The organism is Brassicibacter thermophilus, assembly GCF_055378355.1.
In genome coordinates, this window is sequence record NZ_AP042446.1 from 1,156,445 (window position 1) to 1,170,758 (window position 14,314).

11 protein-coding genes are annotated in these 14,314 nt (G+C 29.7%); 10 read left to right on the forward strand and 1 reads right to left on the reverse strand.

From position 1 onward, the window contains the following. Positions 1 to 307 precede the first annotated feature (307 nt). Together ACZ41D_RS05435 and ACZ41D_RS05440 are read left to right on the forward strand one after the other, a co-directional pair. Positions 308 to 1,699, forward strand: coding sequence for a TldD/PmbA family protein (locus ACZ41D_RS05435; RefSeq protein WP_464152909.1), 1,392 nt, complete (start codon positions 308 to 310; stop codon positions 1,697 to 1,699). Then, positions 1,699 to 3,054: a TldD/PmbA family protein gene (locus ACZ41D_RS05440; RefSeq protein WP_464152910.1), complete on the forward strand. Its 1,356-nt coding sequence runs from the start codon at positions 1,699 to 1,701 to the stop codon at positions 3,052 to 3,054. The genes ACZ41D_RS05435 and ACZ41D_RS05440 overlap by 1 nt, the downstream gene beginning before the upstream one ends. 61 nt (positions 3,055 to 3,115) lie before the next feature. Here the strand turns inward: ACZ41D_RS05440 and ACZ41D_RS05445 are convergent, their stop codons facing one another. Then, positions 3,116 to 3,313 (reverse strand): DUF378 domain-containing protein, encoded by a 198-nt coding sequence (locus tag ACZ41D_RS05445; RefSeq protein ID WP_464152911.1) that lies wholly within the window; start codon positions 3,311 to 3,313, stop codon positions 3,116 to 3,118. 183 nt (positions 3,314 to 3,496) lie between these two features. Between ACZ41D_RS05445 and ACZ41D_RS05450 the strand changes: the two genes are divergently transcribed. From ACZ41D_RS05450 to ACZ41D_RS05485, 8 genes are all read left to right on the forward strand, one after another. Next, positions 3,497 to 3,682, forward strand: a complete 186-nt coding sequence (locus ACZ41D_RS05450; protein WP_464152912.1) for a hypothetical protein — start codon at positions 3,497 to 3,499, stop codon at positions 3,680 to 3,682. A 56-nt stretch (positions 3,683 to 3,738) separates the two neighbouring features. Next, complete coding sequence (locus tag ACZ41D_RS05455) at positions 3,739 to 4,377, forward strand: DUF4397 domain-containing protein (protein WP_464152913.1); 639 nt, start codon at positions 3,739 to 3,741, stop codon at positions 4,375 to 4,377. A gap of 320 nt (positions 4,378 to 4,697) precedes the next feature. Beyond that, a complete protein-coding gene (locus tag ACZ41D_RS05460) occupies positions 4,698 to 8,132 on the forward strand; it encodes a pyruvate carboxylase (protein ID WP_464152914.1) in 3,435 nt (1,144 codons plus the stop codon). A gap of 393 nt (positions 8,133 to 8,525) precedes the next feature. Next, a complete protein-coding gene (locus tag ACZ41D_RS05465; protein ID WP_464152915.1) occupies positions 8,526 to 8,996 on the forward strand; it encodes an HAD family hydrolase in 471 nt (156 codons plus the stop codon). Between the two features lie 254 nt (positions 8,997 to 9,250). Continuing rightward, positions 9,251 to 11,608, forward strand: coding sequence for a phosphoenolpyruvate synthase (ppsA, locus tag ACZ41D_RS05470; RefSeq protein ID WP_464152916.1), 2,358 nt, complete (start codon positions 9,251 to 9,253; stop codon positions 11,606 to 11,608). A 269-nt stretch (positions 11,609 to 11,877) separates the two neighbouring features. Next, on the forward strand, positions 11,878 to 13,161 hold the full coding sequence (locus ACZ41D_RS05475) for a helix-turn-helix domain-containing protein (RefSeq protein ID WP_464152917.1): 1,284 nt from the start codon (positions 11,878 to 11,880) through the stop codon (positions 13,159 to 13,161). Positions 13,162 to 13,271: 110 nt separating this feature from the next. Continuing rightward, the gene (locus ACZ41D_RS05480; protein ID WP_464152918.1) at positions 13,272 to 13,574 is read left to right on the forward strand and encodes a hypothetical protein; all 303 of its coding nucleotides are present in this window, start codon (positions 13,272 to 13,274) and stop codon (positions 13,572 to 13,574) included. A gap of 86 nt (positions 13,575 to 13,660) precedes the next feature. Continuing rightward, positions 13,661 to 14,149, forward strand: coding sequence for a VanZ family protein (locus tag ACZ41D_RS05485; RefSeq protein WP_464152919.1), 489 nt, complete (start codon positions 13,661 to 13,663; stop codon positions 14,147 to 14,149). Positions 14,150 to 14,314 lie beyond the last annotated feature (165 nt).

The following is a 14,314-nucleotide window of genomic DNA, read 5'->3' on the forward strand; positions in this document are numbered from 1 at the left end:
CACAATGAATAAATAATGATATGCTACATAGATAAAAATCTGCTTAATAGGCAGATTTTTTAAATTTGATAGAATGAGTAAATTGCATAATTACTACAAGGTCAAAATTTTGCAAGCTATAAATTTTATATTTTATAATACATGATAATTAAAATATCGAAGTTAAAAGAGATTTAAAGGAATATACTTCTAATAATAATGTATTTCCTTATTTATAAAAATAAAAGGATATTATATATTAGTATAGAATATATTAATTGAAACAAATGGAAATATCATATGATTAAAAATATTGAGGAGGAGTGAAATGTTAAGTAAAGGGATTATAGAAAATACTATAAATGCTGCGTTGTCAACTGGTGGAGATTTTGCAGAAATTTTTGTAGAGGATAAAGTTAATAATAGTATAAATTTAATTGAAGGAAAAATAGAAACAGCAATTTCAGGTAGAGATTATGGTGTAGGGATACGCATATTTAAGGGTTATAATAGCGTATATGTTTATACAAATAATTCATCAAAAGAAAATTTAGAAAAAACTGCATTAGCTGCTGCTAGGGCGATAGAAGGACAAGCTAGTGATATCGTGTTGAACTTTTCTAAAATGAATGTGCATAATAATCATTTGATTAGAATATTACCAGAAAAAGTAGAAAATAAAAAAAAGGTAGACTTAATGCGAAAGGCTTATTATGCTGCTAAAAATTATGACGAAGTAATTTCTCAGGTTACGGTAAGATATTTAGATTCTGACCAAAATATTCTTATAGCAAATTCTGAAGGATTAATAGCAGAGGATAGGAGAGTCAGAACAAGGATAGCTATATCTGCAGTTGCTTCAAAAAATGGGGAAATGCAAACTGGATTTTATGGACCTGGTGCGTCTATGGGATTTGAATTTTACGATAAAATAGATGTAGAGGAGTATGCAAAGGAAGCTGCTAGAATTGCAAAAACAATGATTTATGCAGATTTATGTCCCTCTGGTAAGATGCCAGTTATAATAGACAATAAATTTGGGGGAGTTATTTTCCATGAAGCTTGTGGACATGGACTGGAAGCTACTTCAGTAGCAAAAGGGATATCAGTTTATTCAGGAAAAGTAGGAGAAAAAGTTGCTTCTGAATTAGTTACAGCAATAGATGATGGTACTATTCCTAATGCGTGGGGTTCACAAAATATTGACGATGAAGGAAATAAGACTAGAAAAAATGTATTAATAGAAAATGGAGTATTGAAGGGATATATGATAGATAAACTGAACGCTAGAAGGATGAATGCAACGTCTACTGGATCAGGCAGGAGACAATCTTATAAATTTGCTCCAACATCTAGAATGACAAATACATATATTGCTAATGGTTCTTCCACTCCTGAAGAGATAATATCTAATACAGAATATGGATTATATGCAAAATATATGGGCGGAGGTTCAGTAAATCCGGCAACAGGCGAGTTTAATTTTGCAGTTATGGAAGGTTATATAGTTAGAAATGGAAAGATAGAAAAACCTGTTAGGGGAGCTACTTTAATAGGAACTGGTTTAGAAGTTTTGAAAAAGATAGATATGGTAGGAAATAACTTAGACTTTGGTCAGGGAATGTGTGGTTCCGTAAGTGGTTCGATACCAACAAATGTAGGTCAACCAACTATTAGGGTACAGTCTATAACAGTAGGTGGAAGAAAGGGGGAAAAATAATGGATAAAAGAGAGTTTACTAATATATTATTTAAACAAGGCAAGAAAAAGGGTTTAACAGATATGGAGGTTTTTATACAAGAAAATAGTAGTATGGAAATAAAGGTATTCCAAGGAGAAATTGATAAGTATAGCATAGCAAATGTGGAAGGAGTTTCTTTAAGAGGTGTATATAATGGGAAAATGGGGTATTCCTATGCAGAAAAAATAGATGATACTTCCATAGAAATGCTGATTGATAAAGTTATAGAAAATGCACAAATAATTGATAGCGACGATGAAGAAGAGATACAATCACCTTCAAAGGAGTATAAAAATGTTAATAATTACAATGATGAATTAGATAAAATACCGATTGATGAAAAAATAGAATTTGTTAAAAACTTAGAAGACGAAGCACTAAAGCTTGATAATAAAGTTAAATCAGTTGATTATTGTGTTTATGGGGAAGAAAAGGGCCATAATTTGTTAATTAATACTAAAGGAATGGATTTAGAAGAAATTAACAATTCAGCTTATTCCTATGTATCGGTAGTCGTAGAAGATAATGGGGATGTGAAATCTGCAGATAGTTATGTTGTATCAAATAAAATGGATAAGTTTGATTATAAAAAATTAGCAAATGACGCAGTAAAGGAAGGACTTTCCTTACTAGGAGCTAAGAGCATTAAATCTGGCGAATATGAAGTGATTTTTAGAAACGACGCTTTTGCTAATATTTTAGAGGCTTTTGTACCAATTTTTTCTGCAGAGAATGTACAAAAAGGCTTATCTTTATTAAAGGGTAAAGTTAATAAGAAAATTGGTAGTTCAATGGTTACGATAATAGAAGATCCATTCATGGAAGATAGTATAGCATCTAGAAGTTTTGATGGAGAAGGTATTGCAACTAAATATAAGAATATAGTTGATAAAGGAATTTTGTCCACTTATTTGCACAACTCAAAAACAGCTAAAAAAGACGGTATAGAATCTACTGGAAATGCAAGTAAACCATCATATAAATCTTCAATATCTATAGCTCCAACAAATATGTATTTAAATAAGGGAGATAAAAGTTTTGAAGATATGATTAATAGCATGAATGAGGGAATATTAATAATAAATGTTCAAGGGTTACATGCTGGGCTAAATCCTATATCAGGAGATTTTTCACTATCTGCTTATGGTTATGAGATAAGAAATGGTAAGATATATAGACCTGTAAATCAGATAACTATAGCTTCTAATTTTTACGATGTATTGATGAATATTACTGAAGTTGGAAATGACCTAAAATTTGTTTTACCTTCAGGATTAGGATATATAGGTTCACCATCAGTTAGAGTTAAAAGCATATCGATATCAGGAGAATAGTTTAATTATAATATATGGATAAAAATAAAAGGAGAGAGGATTAACCTTTCTCCTTTTATTTTTATTCTACTTTTTCTCTTTCTTTGAATAAGAAGGTTATTGCATAAAGACCTGCTAGCCCCACAAGACTATAAATTATTCTGCTAAATATTGCAGTTTCACCTCCAAAAATAGATGCAACTAAATCAAATTGAAATAGGCCAACAAGTAGCCAATTAAGAGCACCAATTATAACAAGTACTAATGCTAATCTATCCATAAAATCACTCCTTGTTAGAAAATATTGTTTATCAATATTATTTCTAAAAAAAAGAAATATATACTTTTTAGATAAAAAAATAAGGAAAATATGATAAAGGTAACACTTATTGCCATAGATGAATAGAATAAAGTGAATGATAAGAGACATCTAAATTTTAAATTTTTATTAGGAGGTAATATTATGGCAGAAGGAACTAATATACCTGTTACTACAAATTCTTATGAAACAAGTGACAGTATACTGTTTTTCTTTCTTTTATTAGTCATACTATTTGACCGCTATGGATGGTTTAGAAAAGGTAATGAAGAATTATTGTTCTTCTTCTTACTTTTGGTGGTTATTTTTGGGAACTGTTATTGTCTTTAGTCAAAAGCAACGATAGATAAATTGCCACATATTTATAAACAAAAAGGGTGATTTAAATGTATAATTATATGTATGGTATGCCTTATATGCCATGTATGTATGACCATTCATATTTAAGGGTACTCCATGCGTCACCAGATGCACCAGGTGTTGATATATATGTAAATAACATGATAGTAAAAAGAAATTTAAAATATGGAAAATTTACACCTTATATGCCTTTGATGCCGGGAAGATATAATATAAAAGTTTTTCCAACTGGTATGATGACTTCACCTGTTATAGATACTGTTGTAAATGTAATGCCAAATTCTGATTATACTGTAGCTGCTACAGGAAAGCTAGATGACATACAACCATTAGTTATAAATGATACTGCAATGATGCTTTCGAGAGATAAAGCACAGATAAAATTTGTACATTTATCTCCAGATGCACCACCAGTAGATATAACTTTACCTGACGGTACCGTTTTGTTTAGCAATATACCATTTAGAGGCGTAAGTCAAAACATTGCAGTTGACCCTGGAAGATATACACTTCAAGCTAGGATAGCTGGAACGGATAGAATAGTATTGACAGTTCCAAATGTAGTTTTACAGCCAGATAAATACTATACAGTTTATGCAATTGGTTTAGTCAAAGGAGAACCATCACTTCAAGCATTAATAGCTTTAGATAAAGCATCATACTAAATTTATTAATCGACGCTTATGCGTCGATTTTACTTTGCATAAAAGTAAAATTTGAGTTTATTGTTTCCATATGGTAAAGTAGAATATATTATTTGAGAAAATTGCATAATTAAGCAAATTGTATAATTCTTATAAACTCAAAAATTAGAAAGTTATAAATTTTATCCCATCAGTAATTATGGGATTTCTTTAAATATAAAATAAATTGAAAATTTTTTTAAATTAATATATAATGATAAAATATAACATTTATATTTATAAATACAAATGTTATTTATATACAATTTACTTTGTTAATTTAAAAGAAAGAAGTGATACCTTTGACTAAAAAATTTAAAAGAGTTTTAGTTGCAAACAGAGGTGAAATCGCGATAAGAATATTTCGTGCTTGTAAAGAATTGGGAATTAGAACAGTGGCCATTTATTCTGAAGAGGATAAATATAGTCTGTTTAGAACTAAGGCTGATGAATCATATTTAATAGGAAGAAATAAAGGACCCATAGAAGCATATTTAAACATAGATGAAATTATAAAATTGGCATTGAAAAAAGGGGTGGATGCTATTCACCCTGGCTATGGATTCTTATCAGAAAATTATGAGTTCGCTAAAAAATGCGAGAAGGCTGGGATCGAATTTATAGGACCTACAAGCGAAATGATGAAAAAAGTGGGAGATAAAATAAAATCTAAGCTTGTTGCTAAAAAAGTGGGTGTCCCTACTATACCTGGCATAGAAAAAGCTATTATTTCAGATGAAGAGGCCATAAGTTTTGCTAGACAGTGTGGTTATCCTGTTATGCTTAAAGCTGCAGCAGGTGGTGGTGGTAGAGGAATGAGAATAGTTAGGAATGAAGAAGACCTTATCAGAGAGTATTATAGTGCAAAAAATGAAGCCAAAAAAGCTTTTGGTATAGATGAAATATTTATAGAAAAATACTTAGAAAAGCCGAAACATATAGAAGTTCAGGTATTAGGAGATAAATTTGGTAATATTGTTCATTTGTATGAAAGAGATTGCTCTGTTCAAAGAAGGCATCAAAAACTAATAGAATTTACTCCTGCTATTTCTTTGACATCTGAAAAAAGAGAAGCTATATGCAAAGATGCATTAAAGATTGCAAAAGCTGTGAATTATAGAAGTGCAGGAACTGTTGAATTTTTAGTAGATATGTATGGAAATCACTATTTCATAGAAATGAATCCTAGAATACAGGTTGAGCATACTGTTACAGAAATGGTTACAGGAATAGATATAGTTCAAAGTCAAATATTGATAGCAGAAGGATATTCCCTTGATTCAAAGGAAATAGGGCTGAATTCTCAAGATAAAATAAGCATAAGAGGATATTCTATACAATGTAGGATAACAAGTGAAGATCCTGTAAATAATTTTGCACCAGATGTAGGTAAAATAGATAAATATAGAACTGCAGGAGGTTTTGGTATAAGACTTGATGGAGGTAATGGATTTACTGGTTCGTCAATAAGTCCATATTATGATAGCTTAATAGTTAAGATTACATCTTGGTCAAGAAGTTTTGAAGATGCTATACGAAAATCAATTAGAGCTATAAAAGAAAATAAGATAACAGGAGTAAAGACTAATTCTGCTTTTTTAATAAATGTACTAAATCATGAAACCTTTAGAAAAGGTCAATGTCATACTGGTTTTATACAAGAAAACCCTGAATTGTTGGATATAACTCCTAAAGCTGATGAAGAGCTTAGAGTATTGAGATTTATTGGTGAAAAAGTAGTAAATGAAACGAAAGGGCAAAAGAAATATTTTGATGTTCCTACTGTACCTAGACTTAAAAGACCTGAAAATCTTTTTGGTACAAAGAATTTGATGAATGAAAGAGGAGCAAAAGGTGTCGTAGAATGGATAAAAAGTCAACAAAAGTTATTGCTTACAGATACGACAATGCGAGATGCACATCAATCATTGATGGCTACAAGAATGAGAACTGTAGATATGCTTAAAATAGCTAAGGCTACTTCAATTCTTGCCAATGACTTATTTTCTTTGGAAATGTGGGGAGGAGCTACATTTGATGTTGCATATAGATTTTTGAAAGAATCTCCTTGGGAAAGACTAGATTTATTAAGAAAAAAAATACCAAACATATTATTTCAAATGCTTTTGAGAGGTTCTAATGCAGTAGGATACAAGAACTATCCAGATAATGTGATTAGGGAGTTTATACGAGAATCTGCAGATAGTGGCATTGATATATTTAGAATATTTGATTCATTAAATTGGCTTAAAGGCATGGAGGTTGCTATTGATGAGGTATTAAAGAATGGTAAAATAGCAGAAGCTTGCATGTGCTATACAGGAGATATTTTAGATGATAGCAGAGACAAGTACACATTAAATTATTATGTGAATATGGCGAAAGAGATAGAAAAAACTGGTGCACATATCTTAGGTATAAAGGATATGACTGCATTATTAAAACCATATGCGGCATATAAATTAATTAAGGCATTGAAGAATGAGATATCTATACCAATACATCTTCATACTCATGACACTAGTGGTAATGGTGTAGCAACAATATTGATGGCAGCTGAAGCTGGAGTAGATATTGTAGATACTGCATTTAATAGTATGTCTGGCTTGACTAGTCAACCAGCATTAAATTCTGTTGTTGCAGCATTAGAAAATACTAGCAGAGATACTAAAATTAATCTAGATGACATTCAAAAAATATCAGATTATTGGAGTGATGTTAGGCCTGTTTACGCTGAATTCGAATCTGATCTAAAATCAGCTACTGCTGAAATATATAAATATGAAATACCAGGTGGTCAATATTCTAATCTTAAGCCACAAGTAGAAAGTTTTGGACTTGGACATAAATTTAAAGAAGTAAAAGAAATGTATAAAAAAGTGAATGAAATGCTGGGAGATATTATAAAGGTTACACCATCATCAAAGGTTGTGGGAGATTTAGCTATATTTATGGTACAGAATGATTTAACACCTGATAATATTTATGAAAAAGCACAAAATATGGCTTTTCCTGATTCTGTGGTAACTTATTTTAAAGGAATGATAGGACAACCAATAGGTGGTTTTCCTGAAGAACTTAAAAAATTGGTTTTAAAAGGAGAAAAATCTATTACTTGTAGACCAGGAGAACTTTTGCCTGATGAGGATTTTGATAGTATTGAAGAACACTTAAATAAAAAGTTTAACATTAAGGCAGATAAAAGAGATATACTAAGCTACGTGCTATATCCAAAGGTATATGAGGATTATCTAGAATATATAAAGACCCAAGGAGATTTTACTAGAATGGGAAGTGATATATATTTTCACGGTTTGTACGAAGGAGAAACCTGTGAAGTAGAGATTGATAAAGGTAAAACTCTTATTATTAAACTTTTAGAGATAGGGAAAATAGATAATGAAGGAAATAGGAGTTTAATATTCGAAGTTAATGGAAATAGAAGAGAAATTAAAGTGTATGATAAAGCTAGTGATATAAAAAAAGAAGAAAAATTTATAACAATGGCTGATCCTACAAATAAATATGAAGTTGGGGCAAGTATATCTGGAACGGTTATAAAGATAATGGTAAATGAAGGTGATGAAGTTAAAGAAAATGATACGATGATAATAATTGAAGCAATGAAGATGGAGACAAATGTAGTTGCTGCAGTATCTGGAAATGTTGAGAATATCTTCGTTCGAGAAGGTCAGCAGGTGAAATCTGGAGAACTTTTAATAAAGCTTAATAAATAAAAGGGACTGTTTTATAACTTGAGGAAATTGCATAATAAAACAATTTATGAAATTCTGCAAGTTTAAATTTTGTACGACTTTTTTTGGACTTTTTTCCTTATAAATTCAACTAAAAGTCCAAAAAACCGGAGTTAAAAAATTTATAACTTGTAGAATTTTTACTCTACAGTAATTATGCAATTTCCTTATTTATGAATAAGTTATGAAATAGTCCTTGTATTTTGTTTTGATTCAAGAAATATAGTTATGATACCATAATAATATATAGACAAGATTCAAAATTAGAATACTATTACCAAATATATGATTTACTTGCTTTGAGGTCTAAATATAGTTGTTTAGTTAAAAGTTATAGTATTAAATTTGAATGTTAATTATACTAAGGAGGATATTATGATTAAGATAAATATACCAGGATATAAATCTATGAACATTATTTACGCAGTTTTTGATTTTAATGGGACTATTGCTGTTGATGGAATAATACGAGATGATGTTAAAAGAAAACTCATAAATCTTCAAGAAAATCTAGAAATATATATTTTAACTGCAGATACTTATGGAAATGTAGAAGAAGCAGTAAAAAATATGAATTTAAAAGTACATATTATTTCTAAAGAAAATGGAACTATGGACAAGCTAAATTTTGTAAAAAAGTTAGGGAGCAATAATTGCATTGCAATAGGAAATGGGAATAATGACCATTTAATGCTTAAAGAAGCAGAAATTGGAATATGTATAGTTGAAGATGAAGGATGTTCAGTTAAAGCTCTTATAAATAGTGATATTGTAGTAAAAAATATAAATGATTGCTTAGATATTTTGTTAAATCCAAAGAGGTTGATAGCTACTCTTAGAAAGTGATTTTCATATAGGAATCAAAATTTGAGGAAATTGCATAATTGCTACAAGGTCAGAATTTTGCAAGTTATAAATTAATTAGTATAACACATTTAATAATAAAGTATTATTTTTTATTGTTTCAATTTTCGGAAAAATCTGCAAGAATGTTTAAATACAAGCCTTTAAAAAGAATAAAAAAATCTATAAAAAGTATAGCACATTTAATTAAATGTGCTATAATATATTTATAAAATATAGATTTAGGGGTGAATAATTTGAGTAATTATATCAAATGGTTTCATGAAATTAACAAAGGAGATATTCCAACAGTAGGAGGAAAAGGAGCAAATCTTGGAGAGCTTACACAAAATGGAGTAAATGTACCACCTGGATTTTGTGTTACTTCTTCTGCATATAAGGATTTTATAGAAATGTCAAATCTAGAGGATAAAATAAGAGAGATCATTGATAGTTTTGACGTGGAAGATTCAGCAGAATTACAGTTAAAAAGCAAAGACATAAGAAATCTTATAGTGGACTGTGAGATGCCTGATGAAATAAGAAAAGATATCGAAAAAGCTTATATAGATTTTGGAGAGAAGATAAATATTAATGAACCATCAGTTGCTATAAGAAGTTCAGCTACTGCAGAGGATTTGCCAGAAGCGTCATTTGCAGGACAGCAGGACACCTATTTAGAGATAAAAGGATTAGAAGAGGTTATTAGTCACACTAAAAGGTGTTGGGCTTCATTATGGACTGCAAGAGCTATTTATTATAGAGAAAAACAAAATTTTGACCATTTTGATGTATCACTTAGTGTTGTAGTTCAAAAAATGGTTAATAGTGAGAAGTCAGGTGTTATGTTTACAGCAAATCCTGTTAACAATGACACAGACGAATTAATGATAAATGCTAGCTGGGGGCTAGGAGAAGCAGTAGTATCTGGAGTAGTAAGCCCTGATGAGTATGTTTTAGATAAAAAGAATTTCAATATAAAAGAGAAGCATATTGCAGATAAGAATACAATGATTGTTAAAAAAGATGAAGGAGTAGGAACTGTAGAAGTAAGCGTAGGTAACTATCTAGGATTTGACAAGGTAACGAGTCAATGTCTAACAGATCAAGAGATAAAAGAGCTATCTAAAAATGGATTAGCTATAGAAAAATTATATAATTCATATCAAGATATTGAATGGGCATTTGACAAAGATACTAAAAGTTTATATATATTACAGGCAAGACCTATCACTACATTAAAAGAGGGGGAGAAAGATAAGGTGGAAGAAAAGAAAAATGTAGAGCTAAAAGTTCTTACAAAAGGATTAGGTGCTTCCCCAGGTATTAGTAGTGGAAAAGTAAAATTAATTAAAGATATTAATGAAATAGCAAGAGTTGAGGATGGAGATATATTAGTTACAGTTATGACTAACCCTGATATGGTACCTGCTATGAGAAAAGCAGCTGCAGTTGTTACTGATGAAGGAGGAAGAACATGCCACGCTGCAATAGTATCAAGAGAATTAGGCATACCATGTATAGTTGGATCTAAAAACGGTAGTAAGGCATTAAAGGAAGGACAAATGGTTACTGTAGATGCTACAAGAGGAGTAGTATATGAAGGAAAAGTCCTTGAAGAAAAACAAAAGAAAGTAAAGGAAGAAACTACTTCATCAACAGTAGGATTTAATGATGATTTAATTTATAGATTAGCACCTATTACAGCTACTAAAATATATATGAACCTTGGCGAACCTTCTATTATTCATAAATATAAAAATCTGCCATTTGATGGAATAGGACTAATGAGAACTGAGTTTATATTTACTAATATGGTTGGGGCTCATCCAATGTATTTAGTTAAGACAGGTCAAGGAGATGTACTTGTAGATAAAATGGCTGAAGGTATTACTAAGGTAGCACAGGAAATATATCCAAAGCCTATAGTAGTTAGATTAAGTGATTTTAGAACTAATGAGTTTAGAGGGTTAAAAGGTGGAGATGAGGTTGAGCCTATTGAAAACAATCCTATGATCGGTTGGAGAGGAGTTTCTAGATATATCTCTGATGAATATAAAGAAGGGTTTAAACTTGAATGTAAGGCTTTAAAGAAGGTAAGAGAAGAATACGGCTTAACTAATGTTTGGGCTATGCTTCCTTTTGTTAGAACTACATGGGAGCTAGAAAAGGCTAAAGAAATAATGGCATCAGAAGGATTAGTACAAAGCAATAACTTTAAGATATGGATTATGGCAGAGGTTCCATCAGTTATATTTGCAGCAGAAGAATTTGCGCAGCTTGTTGATGGATTTAGTATAGGAAGCAATGATTTAACTCAATTGATAATGGGAGCAGATAGAGACTCTGGAATATTAAACAGTATGGGATATTTTGATGAAAGAAATATAGCAGTAAAAAGAGCAATAAAGACACTTATAGAAGCAGCACATAAATATGGCAAAACTGTATCAATATGTGGGCAAGGACCATCACAATACCCTGAATTTGCAGAGTTTTTAGTACAGTCAGGGATAGACAGTATGAGTGTAAACCCAGATACTGTAGACTATACCCGTAGACTAGTTGCTACAGTAGAACAGAGGATAATACTAAACAAAATAAGAGGATTATAATAAAAAAGCTGCTTGAAATCAAATTCAAGCAGCTTTTTTAGGTCTTAATCAAGTTTTACGTATTCATCATTACCTTATTAGAACATTACACATTTATTTACCTACATATAGTATAACATTTTTTACAAATTATTCAAATGATTTTTTGCAGACACAAAATGGTCAAAATTTTGTATTAAAACCAATATTGACAAGTAATAGGATGTAGATTACAATATAGTTAAACAAGTGGCAAATAATATAAACAAATATTGAACGGAGGAAGAAATATGGAGATACTATCTATAGGAGAAAAGATACGAAAACTGAGAAAAGAAAAAAATATGTCTTTAAGAGAGTTAGGGGAGGATTATGTTTCAAAGGCACATTTAAGTTATATTGAAAATGGTAAAGCAAGTCCCAATATTGACTTGCTTAAGTATTTAGCTCAAAAACTAGACGTAGATTTAGAATACCTTTTAGAAACAGAAAAAGACCAAGTAAAAAGATACTGCAAATTGTGGATAGAAGAAATGAAAGTACATGTAAAATTAATGGATATATCAAGTGCTGAAAAAATGTATAAAAAAATTGATAAAAATGCACAAGAGTATGATTTAGCAGAAATTTTAGCAGAAAACAATTTTTTAATGTCTGAATTATATATAAATGAAAAATTATATGACACAGCTTTAGATTACATACAAAAAAGCTTTTATTACTACTCAAAGGTGAGCAATATAGAAAAAGTAATTGAAGTAATCATTAAAGAAGGCAACATATACACATTAAAAGGTTTATATCAAATAGCACTAAACAAATATAGACAAGCCCATTCATTTTGCAATCAGTTACCTATCAAAAACTTAGAATTAGAAAGTAACATACTATATAACATTTCAACATGTTATCACATATTAAAGGATAAAGAAAATGCTCAAATATATGCAGAAGAAGTATGCAAGATAGACAAACAATTAAAGAAAACAAAAAGGTATGCTCAAAGCTTACTAAAATATGCATCAACACTTATTCTTAATGGAGAATACACCAAAGCAGAAGATATTTTAAAAAAAGCAGATAAATTACTAAAAAAAGCAGAAGATAAAAAAACAGAAGCTTTTATAGAAAATAATTTTGGATGCATATATTTGGAATTAGGTGATTATCAAAAAGCCTATAAATACTTAATAAAGGCAAAACAAACAAAAGAAGAAATTGATTTAGATGAACTACCAACAACATTATTTGAACTATATAAATACTATATAAAAACTGGAGAAGAAGAAAAAGCTCTGGAAGAGTTAAAAAGAGCTATAGAATTTAGTAAAAGGAGAGAGCTTAAAGACTATATAGTTAAAGGGTTAGACTACTATATTGACTATTTACTAGATAAAAAATCATATAAAAAAGCAATATTAAAAATTGAAGAACAAATATCAATACTAGAAAAAATACAGATGAAAAAAATGCTTGTAAATGCATACTTAAAACTTGGTAATACTTACAATTTATTAGGAGAAAAAGAAAAAGCAATAGAAGCTTTTGAAAAGGCTTATATAATTAATAAATAATAAAAGGAAGGTGGTGATTAAAATGAAAAAAGCCTACTAACTCAAATAAACGCCGGCTAGCATGTTTCACAGATACAACATATAAATTTGCATATAGTATAGGTTATGAAGTGACTTCAGGTGAAACTTTTAAGATCGACCAAGAAGCAACGATGAAAATTGATGCCCAATATAGTAGTGTTGGTTACGGAGATAGTCCTAACTTAACTGTATACTTACAGAAGAAAACTGGATTGTTTGAGTGGACAACTGTAAGTACGAAAACTGTACCTGTTGATAATGAAGTACATACATTTAATTGGTCAGGACTTGATGGGACATATAGATTTGTACTTCATAAACCTATGAATGATGATTATGTAATTGAAAATGTAAACTATCCAACTGAAGACTGTGAGTTTGAATATAAATAAATCAGAATAGAATAAATCAGAATAAATCAAAACTCATATGAGTTTTGATTTATTCTATTTAAATTTTCAACTTTGAGGTGAAAACTATGAAAAGATATAAAATATCAAGTTTAAAAAAACATGTAATAAATATTTTTCGTATGATTTCAGGAATATATTTTTTGTTTTTAATTTATGTTTTTTTTCTTCATCCAGATAGAACAGGTGGAGCGTTCTATAATTTTATTCCATTTAAAACTATAACTGAATATATAATTTTGTATGATAAGATGAATTTCGATACATGGTTTTTAAATCTTTTTGGAAATATAATTTTATTTATTCCTTTTGGTTTTCTCTTGCCTATATTATCCAAAAAGTTTAAAAACATATTTAAAATAGTGTATATACTACCAATAGCTAGTCTTATTATAGAAATTCTTGAGTATACACTAGAAATTGGATCTTTTGATGTTGATGATATTTTGTTGAATACAATTGGTGGGCTGATAGGATACTATATTTTTCTTATAACTAAATCAAGTTATGAATACTTAATGAAAAGGAAATTAAAAATTAGAGATAAGGATTTTTAATGTTATTATTAAACTAATGAAAATAAAGAGGAGGTAAAAACATGAGCAAATATTTGAAGAGGTTTTAATAGGGAACTGGAGTGATAATATAAAAGTAAAAAATTATGATGACTATTTTGAAGCAGCGGGTTCAGGTACAGTTGTAGACACAATGTCATATCAATT

Coding starts and splice junctions, on each gene's coding strand:
- ACZ41D_RS05435 (WP_464152909.1), top strand. CDS start 308: ATGTTAAGTAAAGGGATTATAGAAAATACTATAAATGCTGCGTTGTCA.
- ACZ41D_RS05440 (WP_464152910.1), top strand. CDS start 1,699: ATGGATAAAAGAGAGTTTACTAATATATTATTTAAACAAGGCAAGAAA.
- ACZ41D_RS05445 (WP_464152911.1), bottom strand. CDS start 3,313: ATGGATAGATTAGCATTAGTACTTGTTATAATTGGTGCTCTTAATTGG.
- ACZ41D_RS05450 (WP_464152912.1), top strand. CDS start 3,497: ATGGCAGAAGGAACTAATATACCTGTTACTACAAATTCTTATGAAACA.
- ACZ41D_RS05455 (WP_464152913.1), top strand. CDS start 3,739: ATGTATAATTATATGTATGGTATGCCTTATATGCCATGTATGTATGAC.
- ACZ41D_RS05465 (WP_464152915.1), top strand. CDS start 8,526: ATGATTAAGATAAATATACCAGGATATAAATCTATGAACATTATTTAC.
- ACZ41D_RS05475 (WP_464152917.1), top strand. CDS start 11,878: ATGGAGATACTATCTATAGGAGAAAAGATACGAAAACTGAGAAAAGAA.
- ACZ41D_RS05485 (WP_464152919.1), top strand. CDS start 13,661: ATGAAAAGATATAAAATATCAAGTTTAAAAAAACATGTAATAAATATT.